Origin of the sequence: Kitasatospora sp. NPDC059673 (assembly GCF_042734215.1) — a bacterium.
In the GTDB taxonomy this organism is placed as follows: domain Bacteria; phylum Actinomycetota; class Actinomycetes; order Streptomycetales; family Streptomycetaceae; genus Kitasatospora.
This window is the reverse complement of record NZ_JBHWEN010000015.1, coordinates 112,709-131,289: the sequence shown is the minus strand read 5'-3', so window position 1 is coordinate 131,289 and position 18,581 is coordinate 112,709. Positions and strand designations below refer to the sequence as shown.

Below are 18,581 nucleotides of genomic sequence, written 5' to 3'. Positions count from 1 at the left end.
ATCGGCCTGTTGGCGGCACTCGCAGGTTCAGGCCGGATGCGCGAACTGCCGGTCGGCGCTGTCGTGGTCCGGCGACCCGGAATCCGTTGCGGGGTGGCCCTGTTCCCCTTCCCGGTGTCGGCGTTCGATGCGCTGCCCCCAACTCGCGCCGATGATGATCAGGGCCGCGCCTGCGGCCCCGTACGGTCCGATGTGGTCCCCGCCCAGCAGGACGCCCACCAGGAGTGCCCACACGGGTTCGGTGCCGAGCAGCAGGCTGACCCGGGACGGCGACGTGGTGCGGACCGCCCACATCTGGACGAAGAACGCGAACACCGTGCAGATCAGCGCGAGGTAGAGCAGGTCGACCCACTGCACGGGTCCGAGCCGCGCGGCCAGCGCGAAGGCGGAGTCGCCGGCCAGCGGGCCCGCCAGGCAGAACAGCACTGCGGCCGTCGCCATCTGGAGGAAGGTCAGGTTGAACGAGTCGTAGGCCTTCCGGGCCGACCGTCGGTGCATCACGGTGATGTGCACGGCCCGGACGGCCGCCGCGGCCAGGATCAGCCAGTCGCCGAGCGTCGGGGCGTGCAGGCCGCTGCGCGAGGCCAGCAGGGCAACACCGGCCACCGCCATGGCCGCGGCCAGAAAAAACCCGGCGGGCAGCCACGAGCGGCTCATGGCGCTCTCCAGCAGCGGGGTCATCACAATGGTCAGGCTGATGATGAGCCCGGCGTTGGTCGCGGTGGTGTGGGCGATGCCGAAGGTCTCGAACAGGAAGATCACCGCGAGGATGACGCCGAGGAGCGTTCCGGTGACGATCTCGTCCCGGCCGGCACCACGCAGTCTGCGCATGGCGAGCGGCAGCATGGCCACGGCGGTGACCAGGAACCGCAGCGCGAGGACGGCAACAACCGTGGCGGGTGTGACGAGTTCCTTCGCTGCCAGGTAGGTGGAGCCCCAGACGGCTGCCACGAGCAACAGCAGGAGGTCGATCAGGCCGACGCGTGACTGTCTCTTGGGCACGAGGCACTCTCTCACTTTCCAGCCCGTGGGCGCCGACCCGGGTGTTCACTCCCGCAGGCAGCGCACCGGCACCACCGAGCGTCTCAGCCGATCAGCATCCGGTACGCCGTGCCCTCGGGTGTGTGGATCAGGTCGAATTCGCGGCCGATGCCGGTGGCGGTCACGTGCAGGCGGGCGAGTGCCTCGGCGGCGGTCGGGTAGCTGAGTCCGAGGGTGGCGGCGACGGCCTCGCGGGCGGCGAGCAGGGCGGGCTCGTCCTCCAGGTACTCGGCTGCGGCCTCCTCGCTCTCCTCCGCCGTGCAGTTCGGGCAGTCGCGCCACCAGGGTGCGGCCAGCAGCAGGCGCAGCAACTCGGGCAGGCCGACGGCTATGAGGGCGGCGCCGCCCTCGGAGTCGGCGAACAGGATCGGACGCCCCTCGCCGCCCTCGCCGCAGAAGAAGTACGTCCCGCCCGCGCCGTCCCCGGCGAACGGCTCCAGCGTGAGGCCGTTCGCCAGGTGGACCGGTTCCACGTGCTCGGTGCGGGTGAAGTCGAGTTCACCGGGCCAGCAGAGGTAGTCGGCAACGGCATTGTGGCCACGGACGAGGGCAAGCAGGGACGTCGTCATGCTGGCACTGTAGTGCGGACGCCCGAGACCGCAAGGCCCCGCTGCGGGGCGCTCGTTGGCCGGCGGCCGGGGGCGGCGGCGGAGCGGATGCCGCCGCCCCTGCTCTCATGCCAGCCAGGCCGTCACCTGGCTCACCGCGGCGCTCCCCCAGGCCAGTTCCATGTGGTTGAGGCCGTTGAGCAGCGCGGTGCCGCCGACCTTCCCGATGCCCGTGGTGTCCAGCGCGCTGGCGGTGAACACCAGTCCGTCGCTCGGGCCGCGGCCCTCGTTCAGGATGCCGGGGATGTCCGCCGAGCCACCGGCCAGCAGGTAGGTGGGGACGGCGGCGGGAACGCCCGCCTGCTGGAGCGGCTTGATCAGCGAGCCGGCGTCGATCGCGGCCTGGATGCCCTGGCCGGAGGTGTAGAAGCCCTGGCCGCCGTAGTAGGTGGTCCACCAGTCCTGCATGGTGCCGTCCACACCGTAGGGGCCGTCCCAGCGGGCGAGCAGTTGGCGCTGGCCGGGGAAGCAGTCGTAGCCGCCGGTGGGCAGCACGCCGAGGCAGGGCTGCGAGGTGTAGGTGCCGTAGCAGGTCATGTAGAGGTGCGGGGACGGCGCGTTGGCGGTGCCGCCGCAGGCCGGCCAGGTGGCGAGCGAGAACGCCCAGCCGTGCGCGTAGGTGTAGTCCAGGCCGCCGTTGGGGCCGCCGAGGGTCACCAGTTTGCGGACGTCGCCCGCGTAGGCGCGTCCCCAACTCGGCTTCACGGACGAGACGTAGGACCGCGCCGCGACCTCACCCTTGCTCCAGGCCACCACGTCCACCTGGGCCGCGCCGGTACGGGCCTTGATCACGGCGATGGCGTCGCCGACGGCCTGGGCCTGCATCAGGTTGTCGCCCTGCTTGTGCGCGAAACCGATCGCGAACACCCGGTGGCCGGACGCCGCCAGCGCCTGCGCCATGCCGGTGCTCGGGCAGCTGGACGCGCCGCAGTTGCCGGTCTCGCCGGGGTTCGCCCAGGCCCGGTCGGCGTTGTCGTTGGCGCCGTGCACCAGCAGCACGGGCGTTCCGGTGGCGGTGTTCCAGCCCTGCGCGCTGTACAGCAGGAACCGGCCGGAGAACGGACGCTTCACGCCGCCGAAGTACGTGACCCGCGCACCGTCCTGGTCGCCGCGCCCGTCGGACGGGTACTGCTCCTGCGTGAACCCGGACGTGCCGTCCCGGTAGCGCTCGACCTGCGCCCAGCCGTTGCCGGGCGAGTTGAACACGGCTTCCTGGGTGAGGTAGGAGGGGACGGCGGTGGCCGCGGCGGCCTGGGTGGGGGCGAGGCCGAGCGCGAGCAGCGCGCCGGCCAACAGGGCGGTGAACACGGACCTGAGCGGGTGGCGCACCTGGTCCTCCTTCAACTGACGAATGACCGCGGCGGGCCGGCCACGTGGGGGTGGCCGGCCGGTCGGCGGTCCGACTGTGGGTCAGGTCACACTAGGGGCGGCGCGCGCGGCCACCCATGTGTCAGGACCACAGGGCGCGGGGCCGGCCGGTGTCGGTGCGCCACAAGTCCGGCGCCGGCGCGCCGCGAATCGGTGTCGGGAACGCCGCGCGTCGTCCGGGTTTTCCGGCCGTGACCCTCGGGTGAAGTGTTCGCGACAAGGGTGACGGGGGAGGCTGACACGGCGTCACACTGCTGGCATGCGAATGACTCTCCGCGCGTTGAAGAACCGTGTCTTCCCGGTCGCCACCCTCGGCCTGCTGACCCTCGTCCCCACCGCCGTGGCCACCACCGAGGCGCACGCGGCCGTCAGCGGGAACATCTGCTACTCGGCGCTGCCCAGCCAGGGCCGTGACACCATCCGCCTGATCGACGCCGGCGGGCCCTTCCCGTACTCCCAGGACGGCGTCGTCTTCCAGAACCGCGAGGGCGTCCTGCCTGCCAAGTCGCTCGGCTATTACCACGAGTACACCGTGATCACCCCGGGCAGCCCGACCCGCGGCACTCGACGGATCATCACCGGCAAGGTCTTCCACGAGGACTACTACACGGCCGACCACTACGCGACGTTCCGCCGCGTCGACTTCGCCTGCTGATCGGGTCCCCGGTCGCGACCCCGGTCCGATAGGTTGGGGCGGGTGCGGCCACGCCGGCCGCACCCGCCCACCGCACCGACCGCCGAAGGACCGCCCACACATGACCGCCGCTCTGCCGGGCTACGCCGGCCGCACCTATCTTTTCCAGGTCGACAACGGCGCGGCCTTCCGCAACTCCTACTCCGCGGACGGCACCCGGCTGCGCTGGGAGGGCCTCGGCGAGTCCGCCGGCCAGTATGAGGACGTCGCGCTGCACGCCGCGGCGATCGCCCCGGGCATCTGGTTCGTCTCCTGGACCGAGCGCAGCGGCATCACCGTCAGCCACGTCATGGACCTCAACTCCCTCACCGTCAAGGTCTTCTGGACCTGGGAGGGCGAGACCGGCCGGGTCGGCGAACTCCACACCGGCACCCTCACCCCGGCCTGAGCCCACCCCGGCCTGAGCCCACCCCGGTCCGAGCCCGCCCCGGGGCCGAGCCCGCCCCGGGCCCCCGGCTCACGCCTTCAGGTGGGCGGAGAGGAACTGGAAGCCGGCGGGGAGCAGCTTGATCCAGGTGGTGAAGTTGTGGCCGCCTTCGGGGACGGAGGCGACGCCGGTGCTCATCGGGGCCTTGGCGGCGGCGGTGAAGGCGTCGGCGTCCTTGCGGAAGTCGCCGTCGCCCTTCTCGGCGCCGCTGAGCATGATCGCGGTGGCGGGCATCGGCAGGTGCTGGAGGCGCCACAGCAGGTCGGCCTCGTCGCGGCGCTGCTGACTGCCCTTGAACAGGTCGCCGGTGGTGACGTCCTCGGCGGCCTTCAGATAGCCGGAGATGGAGACGCCGCCGGCGAACACCTCGGGGTGCCGCATGGCGAGCTTCGCGGCGCAGTAGCCGCCGGTGGAGTTGCCCATCACGCCCCAGGCGGCGGGGCCGGTCGCCGTCCGGTAGGTGGCGGAGATCGCGCGCGGGACGTCCTTGGCGAAGTAGGTCTCGGCCTGCGGTCCGCCGGGGACGTTCTCGCACTCGGGGTCGGCGGGCATCGCGGGCGAGGGGCGCATCAGGATCAGGACGGTGGGCTGCATCCGGCCGGCCCGCATCTCGTCGAGCGCGACGCCGGGGTAGTTGAAGCGGGTGATCAGCGCCTTGGCGTCGCCGGGGAAGCCGGTCATGGCGATGACCGCGGGGAACTTCCGCTGCTCGTTGCCGGGCTGGAAGTACTGCGGGGGCAGGTAGACGTATCCGTCGGTGCTCAGGCCGGTGCGCGCGCCGGGGATGCGCACGGAGCGGATCTCGCCGACCTTCTGCGGGTCGCGTCCGACCGTGGTGTTGACGGGTTCCTTGCCGAGTTCCTCGGCGGCCAGCATCGGCAGGTTGCTGGGCTCGGGCTCGGCGCTGGGGCTGGGGGCGGCGGTCGCCCCGACCGGGGCGGCGGGCGCGGCGGCGGCCTTCACGGAGACCGGGCCGTCCTTGCCGGTGCCCAGCAGGTCGTTCCAACTGCTGTAGAACGAGAAGTAGTTGTTCACCAGCAGGCCGATCACCGCGAGCAGCGCGAGCTGGCTGCCGAGCAGCATGCCGATCCGGCCGAGGACGGCCCGCCAGTGGCGCTCGGCGAGCGCGGGCCACCACCAGACGGTGGCGCCCAGCACCACGAGTGCAATCTCGATCGTGAACAGCAGCAGTGTGGTGCTGGTCAGCCCCATGGCCGTGATCCCCGTGTCTTCCCCTCGCCGCGTCCACGAGCCGGTGGCATACGGGCTCGGCGCGGCCGTGCCGAACGTGCCGGCTAAGTATGCACGCTGAAGCGAGGACGCCGGCGCTCACCCGGACAGTTCCGTCCCGCCCGCCCGCGCACGAACGAGCGGGCCGGCACAGCGGACGGGACGGGCGGGACAGGTGTTTGCGGCCGGTTGACCCGGCTTCAGGCGTGGGTGCCGCCGTCGATGCGGATCTCGGTGCCGGTGACGAAGGCACCGTCGTCCGAGGCGAGCATCGCGATCACGCCGGCCACTGTCTCGGGCCCGGCGAAGCCCGTCCTGGCCTCTCGCTGTGCACGGTACGCCACCATGGCACGTTGTGCCATAAGCGCATCCCGTGACGCCGTGGCCGCTACCCTGAGTACCGCCCGAGCTCCTTCGCCATCCGACCCGCCCGGGGACCACACCATGGCCGAACCCGAACGCCCCGCGCTCTCCCTCACCGAGCGCCGCAAGGCCGCCACCCAGCAGGAGATCGCCCTCACCGCGGCCCGCCTGTTCGCCGAACGCGGCGCCGAGGGCACCACCGCCGAGGACATCGCCCGCACCGCCGGCGTCTCACTGCGCACCTTCTACCGCTACTTCCGCACCAAGGAGGACGCCGTCGCCCCGCTGCTCGCCGACGGCTCCCGCCAGTGGATCGAGCTGCTCGCCACCACCGCGCCCGACACCCCGCTGCTGCCCGCCCTGGTCGAATCCGCCCGCGGCGCGCTCGACCCCGCCCCCGGCCGCCCGGCCGCCTCCCTCGCCTGGACCCGCGGCCTGCTCCGCGCCATGCCCGACGACCCGGCCCTGCGCGACGTCTGGCACCGCACCCAGCACGAGGCCGAGGCCGCCCTGCGACCCGTCCTGGCCGCCCGCACCTCCCTGCCCGCCGACAGCCTGGACGTCCGCCTGCTGGCCGCCGCCACCAACGCCGCGATGCGGGTCGCCGTCGAGGCCTGGGCGGCGGGCGACACCGACCCGACCGGGGCCGCCGACCTCGCCGAGACCGCCTTCCGCCACCTGACGGGGCCGCTCACCGAACCGAACTGAGGAACCGACTCCCCTGCCGCCGAGGCCGGTTCACACCGGCACAACCGCCACCGGGCACTGCGCGTGATGCAGGACGGCGTGCACGGGCGTGGCCAGCCGGAGACCGAAGCGCGGGGCCGGCTGGTGCCGGGAGAGCACCACCATCGCGGCGGTGCGGGACTCCTCGACCAGGGTCGCGGCCGTGCCGCCGGCCAGTTGCTGGGACTGCACCTCGACGGCGGGAAACTCCTCCCGCACCGGCTCGCAGGTGCGCACCAGCAGCTGCTCGTGCAGCTGATTCTCCTCCCCCAGCTCGTCCACCATCGGCGCCATCCGCCCGACATCCGCCACCACCGGCGACCAGGTGTGCAGCGCCCGCACCACCAGGCCCCGCCGGGCGGCCGTCTCGCAGCCGAACCGCAGCGCGGCGGCGTCCCGTTCGTCGTGCACGGCCACCAGCACCGGCCCGTCGGGATACTCCGTCCCGCGCACCACCACCACCGGACAGGCCGCGTGCGCGGCCACCCGCAGACTCACCGACCCGAGCAGCAAGGACGCGAACCCGCCGTGCCCACGCGTGCCGAGCACCGCGAGACCGGCATGCTCCGCGGCCGTGAGCACCGCCTCCGCGGCATCGCGCGGCACCACATCGCCGGTGATCCGCAGCCCCGGGTGCGCGGCCTCCAGCCCCGAGCGGACGGACTCCAACAGCTCCTCCGCCTCGCGCAGGATCAAGTCCGTGACGGTCGTCCCGGTACGCGGCGAGAGCGTGACCGTCCCCGTGTTGACGGCATGCACCAGGTGAAGACCCTCCCCCCGCCGCTCGGCCTCCCGGGCCGCCCACTCGGCAGCCTCGTTCGCGGGCGCCGACCCGTCAACCCCGGCAATCACCCCACTGGGTCCCCTGATCTCCATCGCACACTCCTCGGACCCCGGTCGTTCCTTCCAGCATGCGCCGCCCCGCACCACCCGGCCAAGCAAGAACGGCCCGCCCCACGGAAAGCGCTTTCCCTCCGGGGGCCAGGCCGCTGCCCCCGGCCGCACGGAAACCGCTTTCCATCCCTGCCCGCCCTGCCGGTCCGTCTCGGCTCCCGGGACCCGGGCTCGTCCCGTGCCCCGCGCGCGTTCCGGCCGCCCGGGGGCGCACCGCATGGGTGATCACCGTTTCCGGCGGCCGGCCCTCTGCCACTCACTGCGGTGACGCCGGAAGCAGCCCACTTCCCAGGGCACCGGCGAGCGCATCGCTCTGGGATCGAGTGAGGCCGAGCGCCCACAGAACCGCCGACTCGTCCGAGCCCGGACCGATGTGGCAGCTGCCGCCGCTCAGCGGGGACTCGGCACGCCTCGCCTTCGGCCGCCTGTTCCGCAGGAGCCGGCCGGCCGCCTCCTGAACGGAGCCCTCGGATGCTCCGACGTCCGCGAGCGCGGCGCTCACCCGTGCCGACGCCTCCGGGGGCAGCTCGTCCTCGGCGAGCAACGGCAGCAGGAGCAGCAGTCGGGCCTCGGTGTCGTGCACGCCGGGCGCAGCCAGGTCGGGCGTCTCGGCGATGTGCACGATGTCGTGCCAGGACAGGCCCGGACCGGACCAGTCGCCGTCATAGCTGGACAGGTCCTCCGCCCGCGGCCAATCCGGGTGGGTCCGCAGGTAGTCGACCCCGTAGTCACCGAGGAGGTTCCGGTGGACAACGACGGCGCTGTGACCGCCTCCGAACGGAACGCGAAACGTCGGCCACGCCCGCTCCTCCAGCAGCACTTCGGACAGGGCGTCAGTGTCGGCACCGTCGTCACCGAACCACTCGGGCACCGCCCGAACCTCCCCCGGGGCACACCGGCACCAGGGCAGCAGGTGGTTGGACCAGAACCCGGCACGCTCAAGCAGCCGCTCACCCACGACAAGCGGCCCAAGGCCGTATCCCTTGATCAGCACGGACCAGAGCCTCTCAGGCACGGCCGACACCCCGGGCAGCCGGCCCGCGCGGCGCCTCGCCGGGCCTGCGGGGCCCATCGCCGGACGACCGGCCCGGGGTGTGACGCCCCTGGTTCGGTCCGGATGACTACTTCCGGCCGCCCAACACCCCCTGCCTGGACACAACTGCGGCCGGACTCGGGCGCGAAGCAGGCCAATCCGCCAACGTCCAACCCCCGAAGGGGCGTTGGCCTGCCGTCGTCTCCAACTCCCGACCGCCGCAGCAGAGGCTCCCGCGCCGAACCAGCAGATCTCGAACGCCACCCGCGCCGGGCCGTGCAGGGCGTGGGTGGCGGTCGGTGCGGCGAACTGGCCCCAGAGGACGGCGAGCAGGGCGACCGACCCGAGGGCAGTGGCCGCCCGGACGGCGCGGTGGCCCGGGCGGGTCCAGGTCCAGTGTGCGGCGGCGGCGTAGACGGCCAGTTCGGCGGCGAACGCCAGGGCGTCGAACGGTCCGACGCCGTTCATCGGGCCAGCCACCAGGCGGTGACGAGGTGCAGGACGGCGGCCGCGCCGGCGCCGATGGTCATGCCGATGTTCCGCTGCCGGACGCCGATCGCGGTGTCGCCCACCTGCGCCAGCCCGGCCACCACCAGCATCGGCCAGGCTGCGGCGCGCGAACCGGCGGCCAGGACCAGCGCGGTGACGACCCCGAGCGGGACGGCGCGGACCGTGTAGGCCCGGGCGTAGAGGCGCGTCCCGGCGGTGATCGGCTCGTTCGCGGCCAGCACCAGTCCGGGGCGGATCGCCCCGGCCACGCTGGATCCGGCGCTGAGCAGTGCCGCCGCCGCGTTGGCCACCAGCAGAACAGCCATTCCGGCAGTCATTCGATCTCCCCCTGAATCATTCGAGCCGTGAACGATGCGAGGACGGTACCATTCGGGCCGTGAGCGATGTCAAGGGAGCAGCGGCGCTGCGCGCAACGGTGGTCTTCAACCTGGGCACCCTCGGTGCTCTCGCCTCCGACCGCTTCGCGGGACGAGTGGAGCGGCTGGGGATCAAGCCCAAGCACGCGGGCCTGCTGGCGGCCCTGGATGCCGAATCGGCGGCCTCGCAGCAGGAGTTGGCGACCCGCCTGGGTGTCGCGCCCAGTCTGATCGTGGCCCTCGCGGACCAACTGCAGGAGCTCGGCGCGGTCGAGCGCGTCCGCGACCCCGGGGACCGTCGCCGCCAGGTGCTGACCCTCACCCCCGAAGGGCGCTACCTGCTCGCCCGCTGCGCCGAGGCCGCCGAGGCCGTGGACGCGGAGCTGACCAACGGCCTCACCGCCGCCCAGCGCACCGCCCTCGCCCGCCACCTGCGCACCCTCGGGGAGCAGCAACTCCCCCACTGAACAAGCGAGTCAGCCATCGAGGTGCCGCCGCACGAACCGGGCCGGCACGCAGTCGCACGGGAACAGCCTGGTGCTGCACGGGAGAACGGACACCAGCACGAATCCGGCTTGCCCAACTGCCCGTCGCCGGGAATGCCGAGCTGGTGCCAGGCCAGAAGAAGAGAAAGCGCAAGCAACGGGAGCTCGCCCAGCAGTTCGCCGACCGCTTCGCGCCGGAGGCGGGGAGCTGGCAGGTGCTGTTCGCCACCCAGGACGCCGGCGAGTGGAAGGCCTACCTCCGCGAGCTCGGCCGGACGGAGCCGGACCTCGACTGGTCCACCGTCCGGCTGGACGAGTTCTGCGGCCGGGGCGAGTACCCGGACAGCTACCGGCTCAGCCGCTTCCTGCCCCACCCCGAGCCCGCCGAGATCTGACCCCGAACCGGCCTACCGGGCTTGACCTTTCGCCCCGCCCGGAGACCCTGCCCCGCCGGAGACCCTCGCCCCGGCGAAGACCGTCCCCGGCGCGGCGAACGAACGGCTCACGCCAGGCCGAGCTCCGCACGAGCGCCCGCCACCCACCGCTGCACGCCGAACGCCTCGCTCTTCTCCGCGAGTTCGGCCGCCTCGGCGAGCAACTCCTCCGCGTCCTCGCGCCGTTGCTGCTGAGAGGCGAGGAAGGCGAGGCCGATCAGGTTGGCGGCCACGCCCGGCAGGAAGCCGAGTTCGCGGCGCAGCCGGGTGGACTCCTCAAGGTGGGCGCGGGCGCAGTCGAGTCGACCGGCCATGTGGTCGGCGATGCCGAGGTGCCGCAGCACGTACGAGAGGGTCAGCCGGTCTCCGGCCCGGGCGGCCAGCTCCCGGGCGCGCCGGAGGGCGGGCAGCGCCGTCTCGTTGTCGTCCCGCACCACCTGGTGGAACGTGCCCACCCAGAACAGTGCTTCGCCCTCGCCGCGTTCGTCGCCGAGCCGGCCGTACAGCTCGGCGGCCCGCTCGAACAGCCCCAATTCCCGGGCGTCCTCCACCCGTTCGTCCATGAAGCGCGCGTGGATGAGCCTCCCTCGGGCCAGTGCGAGGTCGGCCTCGACTCCGTCCAGCCCGCGTTCGGCAGGTTCGAGAGCGCCGCTGTCACCCTTGAATACGGCCCGCTCGTAGCAGAGTTCCGCTTCTTCGATCCGTCCGTCCGCAGTCATGGCGAGATCGTAACGGGCGACAACTCGCGGCGGATCAACGCACCTTGAGCATGCGGAGGGGCGTCCTGGCGGGCGGCGACGGGGGACCTACGACTCCAACCTCTCGAGCAGCACGGACACATGACTGTGCGACGGCTCCTTGACCGCCGTCAGCAGCACCAGATCCCCCTTCGCCGCCAGCTCCCGCAGCTCGTCCAACTTGCCCTGCACCTGCGGCGCGTCGAGTTCGGCCCGGTAGCGTCGGGCGAACTCCTCGTAGTCGCTGTGCGGGCCGTGGAACCAGCGGCGCAGTTCGGTCGACGGTGCGAGCTCCTTGGCCCAGCGGTCCAGCTGGGCGTCCTCCTTCTTCAGGCCGCGTGGCCACAGCCGGTCCACCAGGACCCGCACTCCACCGTTCGGCGCCTCGTACACACGTTCCACTCGTACGCTCATGCGCCCACGGTAAGCACGGGCGGAGCGGGGGCGGAGCGGACCACGCGGCGCGGCCACTCGCACGCAGCAAGGCCCGCCCCGAGGGGCGGGCCGGCCGGACGTCAGACGGCAGCGGGCTGCGGCTGCTTCGCAGGGGCGGGCGGGCCCTCGCCGTGCTCGATCCGCAGTTGCGGGAGGAGACGGTCGAGCCAGCGCGGCAGCCACCAGTTGTGACGGCCGAGCAGGACGACCAGCCAGAGGCGGGCGGAGAGCCGGTCGGCGATGTCCGGGAAGGTCGCCGTGAGTGCCCCGAGCACAGTGATCCGCACCATCGTGCGCCGAGCCTATGCGATGGCTGGCCGCAACCGTCCACCACCTGCGCTCCGAGCGGGTCCACCCGCTGCGTCCACGTCGGCTCCAAGCCGCCGCCAAACCTCTCCCCGGGCCCCCGCACGAGCTCCCACCTGCGGATTCGCCGCCGTCACCGCCCGCCGGGGTGCTGCTGCGGCCCGGGGGAGGTGTGGACGACTTGTGCCACTGCATGATCCGTCCACCCTCCAGCTCTTCCATGCGCCCCCGGCGGGGGCCAAAGTAGTGCCCGTCGGCAGGGGAGCAGCAAAGACAGACCCGAATCCGACGCCGGAAATCCCCGACCGGTTGACCGGGCAATTCAGTTACCACGCACCGCAGTTCGCACAGAGAAGAGACTTCCGTGAACGCCACCCGTATGGCCCGCACCGCTCTCGTCGGTCTGCTTTCCACCGGCATCGCCGTGCTGATCGGGATCTCTTCCGCGCCTTCTTCGCACGCCACCGGCAGCGCCCTCGCCACCGGCGCCTCGGTGACCGCGCCGAACGAGAACCAGGGCGACCCGGACTGGGACGTGACCTGGGGTCGGTACTGATCGACCATTCGCGACCGGCTCACCGGAGGAGAACCACGCCTCTGCGGCGGGTGGTCGCTCACACCCCGGAGGCGAGGCGGACGGCGGACAGCGGGACGAAGCCGCCGCTGCCGCCTGCGGTGTCGCCCTCGCCGAGGCGGCGGAGCATGGCGACGGCGATCCGCTGGGCCTGCGCCTTGGCGCGTTCCGTGACGGGGCCCGCGTGCCGGCCGTCCAGCGTGGCGCGCCAGAGCTGGACCCAGCGGCCGAAGTGTTCGGCATGGAGCGGACTGATCGCGTGCAGCGCGGCGTGCGGCGCGAGCGCGTTGCCCCGGTAGGAGGCGGTGCGCAGCAGGGCGCTCTCCCAGAAATCGGTGATCCGCGGCAGGTGCGACTCCAGATCGAGGCGGGCGATCTCGGTGAAGACCGGGCCGAGCAGCGGGTCGGCGAACGCGGCACGGTAGAAGCGGCGCAGGGCGGACTCCAGCTCGGCCCGGGTGGTGATGTCCGGCAGTGCCACGGCTTCCTCCTCGTGCTGCTCGCGCCCGCTCAGGGTACGTCGGCACCGGGTCCGGCGGGAGGGCCGTTGGTCCCCTTCACCGCGCTCACCTGGCAGGATGCCGGTATGACCTTCCTCGCCGCGGACGACCGCTATGCCTCGATGACCTTCCGCCGTGCCGGGCGCAGCGGCGTGCAGCTGCCCGCCGTCTCGCTCGGGCTGTGGCACAACTTCGGTGACTCCCAGCCGTTGGAGGTGCAGCGCGCGGTGCTGCGCCGGGCGTTCGACCGCGGGGTGACGCACTTCGACCTGGCGAACAACTACGGCCCGCCGTACGGCAGTGCGGAGCGCAACTTCGGTTACCTGTTCGCGCAGGACTTCCGCCCGTACCGGGACGAGCTGTTCATCGCGTCGAAGGCGGGCTGGGACATGTGGCCGGGCCCGTACGGGGACGGCGGCTCGCGCAAGTACCTGCTGGCAAGCCTGGACCAGTCGCTGGAGCGGATGGGTCTGGACTACGTGGACGTCTTCTACTCGCACCGCTGGGACCCGTCGACTCCGCTGGAGGAGACCATGGGGGCGCTGGACACGGCGGTGCGCTCGGGCCGGGCGCTGTACGCGGCGATCTCGAACTACCCGGCGGAGCAGCACCGGGAGGCGGTGGCGATCCTGCGCGAGCTGGGCACGCCGTGTCTGCTGAACCAGGCCAGCTACTCGATGCTGAACCGGGAGCCGGAGCAGGGGCTGCTGGACGCGGTGGGTGAGACGCGGACGGCGCTGATCGCATACTCGCCACTGGCGCAGGGTCTGCTGACGGACCGTTACCTGAGCGGCGAGGTGCCTGCGGGTTCGCGGATGTCGGTGGGGCACTTCCTGAAGCAGGAGGCGCTGACGGAGGCGAAGTTGACGCAGCTGCGGGCGCTGGCGCAGGTCGCGCAGGGGCGCGGTCAGAGCCTGGCGCAGCTGGCGCTGTCCTGGGTGCTGCGGGACGAGCGGGTGGTGTCGGTGATCGTCGGCGCGTCGAGTGTGCGGCAGCTGGACCAGAACCTGGACGGGCTGGCGGCGGGCCCGCTCACCGCCGCGGAGCTGGCGGAGATCGACCGGCTGATCCTGAACGCCTGAACGCCTGAACGCCTGACCGCCTGAGCACCTGAGCGCTTGATCGCTTGATCGCTTGATCGGTGCGGACGAACGGGCGGCCGGCCCGGGAGAGTCGGCCGCCCGCCCGTTCGGTGTCAGTGCAGCTGCGGCAGGACGGTCTCGGCGACCCGGTAGGCCTCCTCCAGCAGCGGGTTGCCGGACAGGATGAAGGTCTCGACGCCCAACTCCTGGAATTCCCGCAGCCGCTCCACGACCTGTTCGGTGGAGCCGACCACGGCGGTGCCGGGCCCGGGCCGGAACAGGCTCATGCCGGGCCACAGGTTGGGGTGGGCCTCCAGTTCCCGGGCGCGGGCCGGGACGCGGCCGCCGTGCTGACGGAACTGCCGCTGCCAGCCGATGCCGTCCTCGCCCTGCGCGCCGCCGAGTTGGCGGGCGTAGGTGGCCTGGCTGGTGACGTCGAGCAGGCGGTCGGCGGCGGCCCAGGCCTGTTCCTCGGTGTCGCGGACGATCAGGTGCAGGCGCAGGCCGAGCCGCAGGGTGCGGCCGTGCGCGGCGGCGCGTTCGCGGACCTTCTCCAGCTTCTCCCTGAGCAGGTGCGGGGGTTCGCCCCAGGTGAGGTACACGTCCACGTGTTCGGCGGCGACCTCGATGCCCGCCGGGGAGGATCCGCCGAACCAGAGCGGGATGTGGCCCTCGCGCAGCGGCGGCAGGTCGCGCAGGGACGCGCCGGCGTTCTTCAGCTGGTAGAACTCGCCTTCGTGGTCGAAGACTTCGCCGCTGGTGAGGCGCTTGACCAGGCTCCAGTATTCGGCGGACAGCCGGTAGCGGTCGTCGTGCTCGACGTGCAGCCCGTACTCGCGCAGCTGGCCGGTGGAGCCGTTGACCACGTTGAAGCGGAGCCGGCCGGCGCCGTGCAGGTGCTCGAAGGACAGCGCCATCTTGGCGAGCAGGGTGGGCGCGATCAGCCCGGGGTGGACGGCGAGCAGGGGCTGGAAGCCCGGGCCGGTGGCGGCGGCGAGCGCGGAGCCGAGCGTCCACACGTCGTACTGGTCGGTGGCGAGCAACGCGCCACTGTAGCCGAGTCGTTCGACGGTGGCGGCGAGGTGCTGGAGGTAGCCGAGGTCGACCGGCCGACGGCCCTCGGGCTCCCACGGGTAGTGGCCTTCGCGGGGAATCAGGTACCACAGGAATTCGGTGGCCATGGTGCTCAGTTCCCCTTCGCGGCACGCGAGATGGCGTCGGCGACGGCCTGCTCCAGGGCGGGCAGGTGAATGTCCGCGACGGTGACCGGGCGGTCGATGAAGCCGACCTGGTGGAAAATGTCGGCGGCCTCCTGCTGCTCGGCGACGAACTCGGCGGTGGCGGGCTCCAGTTGCCAGGGCAGCGCGCTCAGTGCGGTGTGCCAGTCGGCCGTCTCGCCGCCCTGGTCGGCGGCGGCGATCGCGGCCGCCTCCTCGGGGTGGGCGGCGGCCCAGTGGTCGGCGCGCTGCAGGGCGGTGACGATCGCGGCGATCACCTCGGGCCGCTGGACGGCGAGTTCACGGCGGGCGAAGAACACCGAGCGGTCGGTGATCACGTCCGTGGTGCGGATCAGTTCGCGGAACCCGCCGGTGCGGCGGGCGGCGGCGAGTTCCGCGCCCTGCGCGATCCAGCCGGCGATGGCGCCGCTGCGCAGCCGCTCGGCCTCGTCCCCGGCGGGGCGTTCGGCAGTGAGGTCGTCGCGGTACGAAAGTCCGTGCTGGTGCAGGGCCTTGGCGAGCAGGTGGGTCTGCCAGGAGCCGATGGCGAGCACCACGGTGGTGCCCCTCAGGTCGGCGACCGAGCCGATCGGGCCGTCGGCGGCGACCAGCAGCGCCCCGTGGTCGGGCCGGGGCGCGGACACCGCCGTGTAGACGATGTTGTGCCCGGCGGCCTGCGCGGTGATCGGTGGGGTGGAGCCCGTCCCGCCGAAGTCGATGGTGCCGTCCGCCAGGTAGCCTCCGGTCTTCGTGCCGTCGGCGTAGTGGTGGAACTCGGCACGTTCACCGAGCGGCGCCAACTCCTGCTGGAGGTAGTCGAGTCGGGCCAGGTGGGAAAGGGACGGGTTGGAGCGGTGCACACCGACGGTGACGGTCATGGGCGTGGTCTCTCTTCTTCTTGCTAGCTGACGGCGCGTCAGTCAGCGGTGGGCTTTGGTCTCCTGGTGCACGCCGAGATCGGCGAGCAGCTCGCGGCGCAGCGCCGCGAAGGCGGGGTCGGCGGGGTCGCGGGGCCGTTCGACGGCCACCGTCTCGTCCCGCACCAGTGCGCCGTCGCGCAGCACGGCCACCCGGTCGGCGAGGCGGATCGCCTCGTCGACGTCGTGGGTGACCAGCAGGACGGCGGGGCGGTGGCGGCGGCACAGGTCGCCGACCAGGTCCTGCATGCGCAGCCGGGTGAGCGCGTCCAGGGCGGCGAACGGCTCGTCCAGCAGCAGCAGTTGGGGTTCGCGCACGAGGGCCCTGGCGAGCGCGGCGCGCTGCGCCTCGCCGCCGGACAGGGTGCTGGGCCAGGCGTCGGCGTGTCCGGCGAGGCCGACCTCGGCGAGTGCCCGCCGGCCGGTCTCCCGGGTGGCGGCGCCGCGCGGCAGGCCGACGGTGACGTTGCCGAGGACGCGCTTGGACGGGATCAGTCGCGGCTCCTGGAAGACCACCGTCCGCGCCGGCGGCACCAGAACGGTTCCGCCGTCGGCCCGGTCGAGTGCGCCGAGGATGCGCAGCAGCGTGGTCTTGCCGGTGCCGGACGCGCCGAGCAGGGCGAGGAATTCACCGCGGGCGATGTCCAGGTCGATGCCGTCCAGGACGGTCCGGGTGCCGAACACCCGTCGCAGGCCCCGGACATGAACGGCGGGCGTGCTCATCGCCCCACCACCGCCCGGCCGTTGACGGGACGCCACGGCATCAGCAGCCGCTCCAGGACGCGCACCGCACCGTCGGCGGCCAGGCCCAGCAGGCCGTAGATCAGGATGCACACGGCGAGCACGTCGGTGCGCGAGAAGTTCTGCGCCTGGGCCATCAAGTAGCCGATCCCCTCGGTGGAGTTGATCTCCTCGGCGGCGATCAGCGCGATCACGCTGAGCGTCATCGACAGCCGCAGTCCGGACAGCAGTGCGGGCAGCGCCCCGGGCAGCACGACCTCGCGGACCACCGCCAAGCGCGACAGGCTGAAGCTGCGCATCGCCTCGACGAGTTTGCGGTCGGTGCTGCGCACGCCGCCGAAGGTGGAGACGTACATCGGGAAGGAAGTGGCGACGCCGATCAGCGCGACCTTCGCCGTCTCGGTGATGCCGAACCACACCATGAACAGCGGCACCAGCGCCAAGAACGGGACGGTGCGCAGCACTTGGACGGCGGAGTCGAGCAGTTCCTCGCCCAGCCGGAAGAATCCGGTGATCACGCCGAGCACCAGCCCGGCGCCCGCCCCGAACAGCAGGCCGAGCGCGGCCCGGGCCAGCGAGGTGGACAGCGCGGCGGTCAGTTGCCCGTTGCCCCACAACTCGCCGACGGCCTGGACGACTTGGCCGGGCGAGGCGAGCACGTCCGGGGTCAGCACGCCGGTCGCGGAGGAGACCTGCCAGGCGGCGAGCAGTCCGAGCGGGCCGAGGGTGCGCAGGGCGAGCGAGACGCCACGCCGGCGATCGGCGGTGGTCCGGGCGCGCGGTGCGACCAGCCCGGCGGCCCGCGCCTGTTCGGTGGTGGTGGCGGTGGCGGTAGTGGTGCTCATTTCGCGTCCCCACCAAGGGAGTTGATGCTGATCAGATAGGGCTTGACGTCCACCTTCGCCTTGGTGACGCCCTGGTCGGCGTAGAACGCGGCGACCACGGCGAAGCGGGCGCTGTCGGCCTCGGTGATCGGCGAGTCCACGGCGCGCTGCCGGCCGAACTCGACGGCGATCTGCTGCTCGGCGGGGCTGACGGCGGTCGGGCCGGCGTCGGTGAACACGTTCAGGTAGGCGGCAGGGTCGGCCTTCTCCTTGGCGCCGTTCTCGTGCAGGTAGCCGTAGAACGCCTTCACCACCTCCGGGTGCTGCTCGGCGAAGCGCGAACGCACCGCCCACACCGCGTAGTTGTCGCTGCCGATGGCCCTGCCGTCCACCAGGAGGTGCGCGCCGGTGTTGGCGATCGCCGGAATGGAGAACGCCCCCCAGGTCGCCCAGGCGTCCACCTGGCCGGAGTTGAACACCCCGGAGGTCTGGTCGGCCCGCAGGTAGACCCGCTGCACCTGGTCGGCCGGGATGCCGTTCTTCTCCAGCGCCTTCAGCAGCAGGTACTCGGAGGTGCCGCCCTGGGAGACCGCGACCTTCTTGCCGATCAGGTCCTTGACCTCCTTGATCGGCGAGCCGTTCTTCACCAGGATGCCCTCGCCGGCCTCGTCCGGCGCGATCTGCGCGAACAGCTCGAAGCCGGGCTTCTGGGCGAGCGCGGCAATCGCCGAGGTGATCGAGCCCTGGGCGACGTCCAGTTGGTCCGCGTTCAGTGCCTGCGCGGCCGGGGCGAACGGCCCGGCGCTGCCCGTCCACACCACCTTGGCGTGCACGGCCGCCAGCGCCCGGTCCAGCGATCCGTCCTTCTTCCCCTTCGCCAGGAACCCGGAGTTCCCCGGGTCGGGCACCCGGAGCGCCACCTCGCCGCCCTTGCCGTCGGTGCTCCCATCGGCCCCGGGCCCGGACGAGCCGCAGGCGGAGAGGACGAGGGCGGCGGCGACTGCGGCGACGGTGGCGATGATGGGGGTGCGCGGGATGGTGCTGCGCATGGGTCTCTCCTCTTGGATCACAGGGCGTGG

The 18,581-nt window shown here is 72.4% G+C and carries 24 protein-coding genes and 1 pseudogene; 7 read left to right on the top strand and 18 right to left on the bottom strand.

The annotated features are described in order from the left end of the window. Positions 1–27: 27 nt before the first annotated feature. From ACFV18_RS19450 to ACFV18_RS19440, 3 genes are all read right to left on the bottom strand, one after another. Positions 28–1,002 carry a DMT family transporter gene (locus ACFV18_RS19450; RefSeq protein ID WP_380484746.1) on the bottom strand — a complete coding sequence of 325 codons (975 nt, stop codon included), beginning with the start codon at positions 1,000–1,002 and terminating at the stop codon, positions 28–30. An 83-nt stretch (positions 1,003–1,085) separates the two neighbouring features. Further along, positions 1,086–1,610, bottom strand: coding sequence for a hypothetical protein (locus ACFV18_RS19445; RefSeq protein ID WP_380484744.1), 525 nt, complete (start codon positions 1,608–1,610; stop codon positions 1,086–1,088). A gap of 105 nt (positions 1,611–1,715) precedes the next feature. Further along, positions 1,716–2,978 carry an esterase/lipase family protein gene (locus ACFV18_RS19440; RefSeq protein WP_380484741.1) on the bottom strand — a complete coding sequence of 421 codons (1,263 nt, stop codon included), beginning with the start codon at positions 2,976–2,978 and terminating at the stop codon, positions 1,716–1,718. A 304-nt stretch (positions 2,979–3,282) separates the two neighbouring features. On the opposite strand from ACFV18_RS19440, the gene ACFV18_RS19435 reads away from it, so the two are divergent. Beyond that, positions 3,283–3,672, top strand: a complete 390-nt coding sequence (locus tag ACFV18_RS19435; protein ID WP_380484840.1) for a ribonuclease domain-containing protein — start codon at positions 3,283–3,285, stop codon at positions 3,670–3,672. 100 nt (positions 3,673–3,772) lie between these two features. Continuing rightward, positions 3,773–4,099, top strand: coding sequence for a MoaF N-terminal domain-containing protein (locus tag ACFV18_RS19430; RefSeq protein ID WP_380484738.1), 327 nt, complete (start codon positions 3,773–3,775; stop codon positions 4,097–4,099). A 69-nt stretch (positions 4,100–4,168) separates the two neighbouring features. Here the strand turns inward: ACFV18_RS19430 and ACFV18_RS19425 are convergent, their stop codons facing one another. Continuing rightward, positions 4,169–5,350 (bottom strand): alpha/beta hydrolase, encoded by a 1,182-nt coding sequence (locus tag ACFV18_RS19425; protein WP_380484736.1) that lies wholly within the window; start codon positions 5,348–5,350, stop codon positions 4,169–4,171. 218 nt (positions 5,351–5,568) lie between these two features. Beyond that, positions 5,569–5,814 carry an SDR family oxidoreductase gene (locus tag ACFV18_RS19420; RefSeq protein ID WP_380484734.1) on the bottom strand — a complete coding sequence of 82 codons (246 nt, stop codon included), beginning with the start codon at positions 5,812–5,814 and terminating at the stop codon, positions 5,569–5,571. Here ACFV18_RS19420 and ACFV18_RS19415 point away from each other — a divergent pair. Continuing rightward, a complete protein-coding gene (locus tag ACFV18_RS19415) occupies positions 5,813–6,439 on the top strand; it encodes a TetR family transcriptional regulator (RefSeq protein ID WP_380484732.1) in 627 nt (208 codons plus the stop codon). The genes ACFV18_RS19420 and ACFV18_RS19415 overlap by 2 nt on opposite strands. 30 nt (positions 6,440–6,469) lie before the next feature. Here ACFV18_RS19415 and ACFV18_RS19410 read toward each other — a convergent pair whose 3' ends face one another. The 4 genes and pseudogenes from ACFV18_RS19410 to ACFV18_RS19395 form a co-directional block, all read right to left on the bottom strand. Further along, on the bottom strand, positions 6,470–7,333 hold the full coding sequence (locus ACFV18_RS19410; RefSeq protein WP_380484730.1) for a universal stress protein: 864 nt from the start codon (positions 7,331–7,333) through the stop codon (positions 6,470–6,472). A gap of 274 nt (positions 7,334–7,607) precedes the next feature. Then, on the bottom strand, positions 7,608–8,423 hold the full coding sequence (locus ACFV18_RS19405; RefSeq protein ID WP_380484847.1) for a hypothetical protein: 816 nt from the start codon (positions 8,421–8,423) through the stop codon (positions 7,608–7,610). 186 nt (positions 8,424–8,609) lie between these two features. Further along, positions 8,610–8,852, bottom strand: a pseudogene (locus tag ACFV18_RS19400) (YrdB family protein); the annotation flags it as partial. Next, complete coding sequence (locus tag ACFV18_RS19395; RefSeq protein ID WP_380484728.1) at positions 8,849–9,211, bottom strand: hypothetical protein; 363 nt, start codon at positions 9,209–9,211, stop codon at positions 8,849–8,851. The pseudogene ACFV18_RS19400 and the gene ACFV18_RS19395, both read right to left, overlap by 4 nt. Before the next feature lie 59 nt (positions 9,212–9,270). Here ACFV18_RS19395 and ACFV18_RS19390 point away from each other — a divergent pair, with 59 nt between their 5' ends. Together ACFV18_RS19390 and ACFV18_RS19385 are read left to right on the top strand one after the other, a co-directional pair. Next, positions 9,271–9,717, top strand: a complete 447-nt coding sequence (locus tag ACFV18_RS19390; protein WP_380484726.1) for a MarR family winged helix-turn-helix transcriptional regulator — start codon at positions 9,271–9,273, stop codon at positions 9,715–9,717. A gap of 143 nt (positions 9,718–9,860) precedes the next feature. Next, positions 9,861–10,130 (top strand): hypothetical protein, encoded by a 270-nt coding sequence (locus tag ACFV18_RS19385; RefSeq protein WP_380484724.1) that lies wholly within the window; start codon positions 9,861–9,863, stop codon positions 10,128–10,130. 107 nt (positions 10,131–10,237) lie between these two features. Here ACFV18_RS19385 and ACFV18_RS19380 read toward each other — a convergent pair whose 3' ends face one another. From ACFV18_RS19380 to ACFV18_RS19370, 3 genes are all read right to left on the bottom strand, one after another. Further along, the gene (locus tag ACFV18_RS19380; protein ID WP_380484721.1) at positions 10,238–10,888 is read right to left on the bottom strand and encodes a tetratricopeptide repeat protein; all 651 of its coding nucleotides are present in this window, start codon (positions 10,886–10,888) and stop codon (positions 10,238–10,240) included. Between the two features lie 87 nt (positions 10,889–10,975). Further along, positions 10,976–11,320: a DUF488 domain-containing protein gene (locus ACFV18_RS19375; RefSeq protein ID WP_380484719.1), complete on the bottom strand. Its 345-nt coding sequence runs from the start codon at positions 11,318–11,320 to the stop codon at positions 10,976–10,978. 101 nt (positions 11,321–11,421) lie between these two features. Next, positions 11,422–11,631, bottom strand: a complete 210-nt coding sequence (locus ACFV18_RS19370; protein WP_380484717.1) for a hypothetical protein — start codon at positions 11,629–11,631, stop codon at positions 11,422–11,424. 380 nt (positions 11,632–12,011) lie between these two features. Here ACFV18_RS19370 and ACFV18_RS19365 point away from each other — a divergent pair, with 380 nt between their 5' ends. Further along, positions 12,012–12,203, top strand: a complete 192-nt coding sequence (locus ACFV18_RS19365) for a hypothetical protein (RefSeq protein WP_380484715.1) — start codon at positions 12,012–12,014, stop codon at positions 12,201–12,203. A 58-nt stretch (positions 12,204–12,261) separates the two neighbouring features. Here ACFV18_RS19365 and ACFV18_RS19360 read toward each other — a convergent pair whose 3' ends face one another. Further along, positions 12,262–12,702: a group III truncated hemoglobin gene (locus tag ACFV18_RS19360; protein ID WP_380484713.1), complete on the bottom strand. Its 441-nt coding sequence runs from the start codon at positions 12,700–12,702 to the stop codon at positions 12,262–12,264. 105 nt (positions 12,703–12,807) lie between these two features. Here ACFV18_RS19360 and ACFV18_RS19355 point away from each other — a divergent pair, with 105 nt between their 5' ends. Next, positions 12,808–13,803, top strand: coding sequence for an aldo/keto reductase (locus ACFV18_RS19355; protein WP_380484838.1), 996 nt, complete (start codon positions 12,808–12,810; stop codon positions 13,801–13,803). A gap of 113 nt (positions 13,804–13,916) precedes the next feature. Here the strand turns inward: ACFV18_RS19355 and ACFV18_RS19350 are convergent, their stop codons facing one another. From ACFV18_RS19350 to ACFV18_RS19330, 5 genes are read right to left on the bottom strand one after another with little or no spacing between them, the layout of a single operon-like run. After that, positions 13,917–14,984: an LLM class flavin-dependent oxidoreductase gene (locus tag ACFV18_RS19350; protein ID WP_380484711.1), complete on the bottom strand. Its 1,068-nt coding sequence runs from the start codon at positions 14,982–14,984 to the stop codon at positions 13,917–13,919. Between the two features lie 5 nt (positions 14,985–14,989). Further along, entirely contained in the window at positions 14,990–15,898 is a 909-nt protein-coding gene (locus ACFV18_RS19345; RefSeq protein ID WP_380484709.1) for an ABC transporter substrate-binding protein, read from the bottom strand. Positions 15,899–15,940: 42 nt separating this feature from the next. Then, complete coding sequence (locus ACFV18_RS19340; RefSeq protein ID WP_380484707.1) at positions 15,941–16,660, bottom strand: ABC transporter ATP-binding protein; 720 nt, start codon at positions 16,658–16,660, stop codon at positions 15,941–15,943. After that, on the bottom strand, positions 16,657–17,523 hold the full coding sequence (locus tag ACFV18_RS19335) for an ABC transporter permease (RefSeq protein WP_380484706.1): 867 nt from the start codon (positions 17,521–17,523) through the stop codon (positions 16,657–16,659). Before ACFV18_RS19335 ends, ACFV18_RS19340 begins: the two co-directional genes overlap by 4 nt. Beyond that, positions 17,520–18,551 carry an NrtA/SsuA/CpmA family ABC transporter substrate-binding protein gene (locus ACFV18_RS19330; protein ID WP_380484704.1) on the bottom strand — a complete coding sequence of 344 codons (1,032 nt, stop codon included), beginning with the start codon at positions 18,549–18,551 and terminating at the stop codon, positions 17,520–17,522. The genes ACFV18_RS19335 and ACFV18_RS19330 overlap by 4 nt, the downstream gene beginning before the upstream one ends. Between the last annotated feature and the right edge of the window lie 30 nt (positions 18,552–18,581).

Excerpts from the sequence above, each read along its gene's own strand:
- ACFV18_RS19350 (WP_380484711.1), bottom strand. The coding sequence starts at position 14,984 with ATGGCCACCGAATTCCTGTGGTACCTGATTCCCCGCGAAGGCCACTAC.
- ACFV18_RS19355 (WP_380484838.1), top strand. The coding sequence starts at position 12,808 with ATGACCTTCCTCGCCGCGGACGACCGCTATGCCTCGATGACCTTCCGC.
- ACFV18_RS19435 (WP_380484840.1), top strand. The coding sequence starts at position 3,283 with ATGACTCTCCGCGCGTTGAAGAACCGTGTCTTCCCGGTCGCCACCCTC.
- ACFV18_RS19395 (WP_380484728.1), bottom strand. The coding sequence starts at position 9,211 with ATGACTGCCGGAATGGCTGTTCTGCTGGTGGCCAACGCGGCGGCGGCA.
- ACFV18_RS19405 (WP_380484847.1), bottom strand. The coding sequence starts at position 8,423 with ATGGGCCCCGCAGGCCCGGCGAGGCGCCGCGCGGGCCGGCTGCCCGGG.
- ACFV18_RS19430 (WP_380484738.1), top strand. The coding sequence starts at position 3,773 with ATGACCGCCGCTCTGCCGGGCTACGCCGGCCGCACCTATCTTTTCCAG.
- ACFV18_RS19420 (WP_380484734.1), bottom strand. The coding sequence starts at position 5,814 with ATGGTGTGGTCCCCGGGCGGGTCGGATGGCGAAGGAGCTCGGGCGGTA.
- ACFV18_RS19330 (WP_380484704.1), bottom strand. The coding sequence starts at position 18,551 with ATGCGCAGCACCATCCCGCGCACCCCCATCATCGCCACCGTCGCCGCA.
- ACFV18_RS19370 (WP_380484717.1), bottom strand. The coding sequence starts at position 11,631 with ATGGTGCGGATCACTGTGCTCGGGGCACTCACGGCGACCTTCCCGGAC.
- ACFV18_RS19345 (WP_380484709.1), bottom strand. The coding sequence starts at position 15,898 with ATGACCGTCACCGTCGGTGTGCACCGCTCCAACCCGTCCCTTTCCCAC.
- ACFV18_RS19425 (WP_380484736.1), bottom strand. The coding sequence starts at position 5,350 with ATGGGGCTGACCAGCACCACACTGCTGCTGTTCACGATCGAGATTGCA.
- ACFV18_RS19415 (WP_380484732.1), top strand. The coding sequence starts at position 5,813 with ATGGCCGAACCCGAACGCCCCGCGCTCTCCCTCACCGAGCGCCGCAAG.
- ACFV18_RS19410 (WP_380484730.1), bottom strand. The coding sequence starts at position 7,333 with ATGGAGATCAGGGGACCCAGTGGGGTGATTGCCGGGGTTGACGGGTCG.
- ACFV18_RS19375 (WP_380484719.1), bottom strand. The coding sequence starts at position 11,320 with ATGAGCGTACGAGTGGAACGTGTGTACGAGGCGCCGAACGGTGGAGTG.
- ACFV18_RS19445 (WP_380484744.1), bottom strand. The coding sequence starts at position 1,610 with ATGACGACGTCCCTGCTTGCCCTCGTCCGTGGCCACAATGCCGTTGCC.
- ACFV18_RS19380 (WP_380484721.1), bottom strand. The coding sequence starts at position 10,888 with ATGACTGCGGACGGACGGATCGAAGAAGCGGAACTCTGCTACGAGCGG.
- ACFV18_RS19340 (WP_380484707.1), bottom strand. The coding sequence starts at position 16,660 with ATGAGCACGCCCGCCGTTCATGTCCGGGGCCTGCGACGGGTGTTCGGC.
- ACFV18_RS19335 (WP_380484706.1), bottom strand. The coding sequence starts at position 17,523 with ATGAGCACCACTACCGCCACCGCCACCACCACCGAACAGGCGCGGGCC.